Below are 2,233 nucleotides of genomic sequence, written 5' to 3' on the forward strand. Positions count from 1 at the left end.
TGGCGGGAAAATGTGCTTGCCCGCGCCGAAGCCATGCTGGAACGGGACAAAAACCACCCGGCCATCCTCATTTGGTCTTGCGGCAACGAGAGCCACGGCGGCAAGACCCTGTGGGAGATGAGCGAGTATTTCCGCAACACCGACCCCAGCCGCCTTGTGCACTACGAGGGCATTTTCTGGAACCGGGAGTACCCCGCCACCTCCGATATGGAAAGCCAGATGTACACCCCGGTGGCAGACATCAAAAAGTTTCTGGCAGAGCACCCGGAAAAGCCCTTTATCATGTGCGAGTACAGCCACGCCATGGGTAACAGCTGCGGCGGCATCACCGACTACACCGAGTATGCCTACGAAGAGCCCCTGTATCAGGGCGGGTTTATCTGGGAGTACATGGACCACGGCATTGCAGTGACAAGCCCGGACGGCAAGCCCGGCTTTGCCTATGGCGGCGACTTCGGCGACCGCCCCACCGACCGGGAATTCTGCGTGGACGGCCTTGTGCTGCCCGACCGCCGTAACACCCCCAAAATGGACGCCGTCAAGGCGGCCTACGCACCGCTGAAGATCACCCTGACCGACACGGAAGCCGTGATTGAAAACCGGAATCTCTTTACCGACCTGAACGCCTACGACCTTGTGTTTGCGTCCTCGGTCAACGGCAAGCCGGAGCGCCGGGCGGTGCTGCGGGCAGACTGCAAGCCGGGCGGGACGGAGCACATCCCGTTTCCCTTTGCCTTACCGGAGGCTGGGCTTGCCTGCATGACCGTTACCGCCATCCAGCGGGCTGCACTGCCCGGCATCCCGGCGGGCTATGAAGCCGCTTTGGGGCAGGTATGGCACAACTACGCCGTCGCCCGGCTGACCCTGCCCGCCCCGCAGCTGGTGGAGATGGACTGCAACGTCGGCGTAAAGGGCGAGGGCTTCGAGTACATCTTTGGCCGAGGCAAGGGGCTGGTGTCCATCCGCTATAACGGCGTGCAGCTGCTGGACGATACCGTGCGCCCCAATTTCTGGCGTGCGCCCACCAACAACGACGAGGGCTGTGCAGAGCCGTTTACATTTGCCTTCTGGAAAACCGCCGGTCTCTACGCCCGCTGCGATAACCTGACCGCTGAAACAAAGGGCGATTTCGTCATCGCCCGCGCAAACTACACCCTGCCAGATGGGCAGACGCTGCCCATTGATTTTGCCATTGACGGCGCAGGCCGCTGTGATATCACCATGACATGGCAGGGCACGCGCACTGAGCTGCCGGAGTTCGGTCTGCTCTTCCCGCTGCGTCGGGAGCTGACGGAAGTCTCCTATCTGGGTCTTGGCCCCCGGGAGACCACCGCCGACCGCACTGCAGGCGGCAAGATGGGTGCGTGGAACTACAACGTCCGGCAGGATTTTGCCCAGAACACCCCGGTCTACCCGCAGGAGTGCGGCAGCCGCACCGGCGTGTACAGTGCAACTGTCACCGGCAGCGGATTGAATATAGGCATCGGCTTTGCAGGGGACGGCATGACCTTCTCGGCGCTGCCCTACACGCCCCATGAACTGGAAAACGCCCGCCACCTTTACGAGCTGCCCCGGGACGACAATAAGACGGTCGTCCGCTGCGCTGCTTTCCAGCGCGGCGTGGGCGGCGACAACAGCTGGGGCGCAAAGCCCCATGCAGACGCCTGCTTTGCGGTGGAGAAGGGAACCTCGTTCCGTTTTACGATTCAAAAATAAAAATTTACTTGGCTAAAGTGGCGGGTATCATCGTGATACCCACCACTTTGGTCTTATTGCGAAACCGTAACAAGACAAAAATCAGCGCAATATTCAAATAGTATATTTGCGATATGCAATCCAACGTTGTAGCTGCTGCATTAAAAAGTTGAATTTTTATGGTTTATGGAGAAATAAGGAATTGTGTCAAAATGACACAATTGCTCCGGGCACCTTCATAGAACCATGGAATGTGAATATTTTGCTTTCATAGGAGTTCATGTTTTTTACTGAATCTCGTGAAAAGCGTATAAAAAGCTTGCAATCATCTGTAAAATGTGGTATATCCATTATACGAAACATTGCTTTAAAAGAACACTCCACCGTTCAATGATGTGTAAAGTGAGGTGCCTGCCATGACCGCCGTGATCTATGCCCGCTATTCATCGGATAACCAGCGCGAAGAATCCATTGAAGGCCAGATTCGTGAATGCACTGCCTATGCGGAAAAGAACGGCATCACCATCGTCAAGCACTA

At 57.0% G+C, this 2,233-nt stretch carries 2 protein-coding genes; both read left to right on the plus strand.

The genetic code is table 11. The features are described 5' to 3' along the window. On the plus strand, positions 1-1,716 hold a 1,716-nt coding region (locus LKD23_RS12740; protein WP_227621943.1), incomplete at its 5' end, for a glycoside hydrolase family 2 TIM barrel-domain containing protein. Between the two features lie 395 nt (positions 1,717-2,111). After that, positions 2,112-2,233, plus strand: a 122-nt coding sequence (locus LKD23_RS12745; RefSeq protein ID WP_227621944.1) for a recombinase family protein, incomplete at its 3' end; no start/stop codon positions are given.

The sequence above is a fragment of the Faecalibacterium butyricigenerans genome (genome assembly GCF_020687345.1).
In the GTDB taxonomy this organism is placed as follows: domain Bacteria; phylum Bacillota; class Clostridia; order Oscillospirales; family Ruminococcaceae; genus Faecalibacterium; species Faecalibacterium butyricigenerans.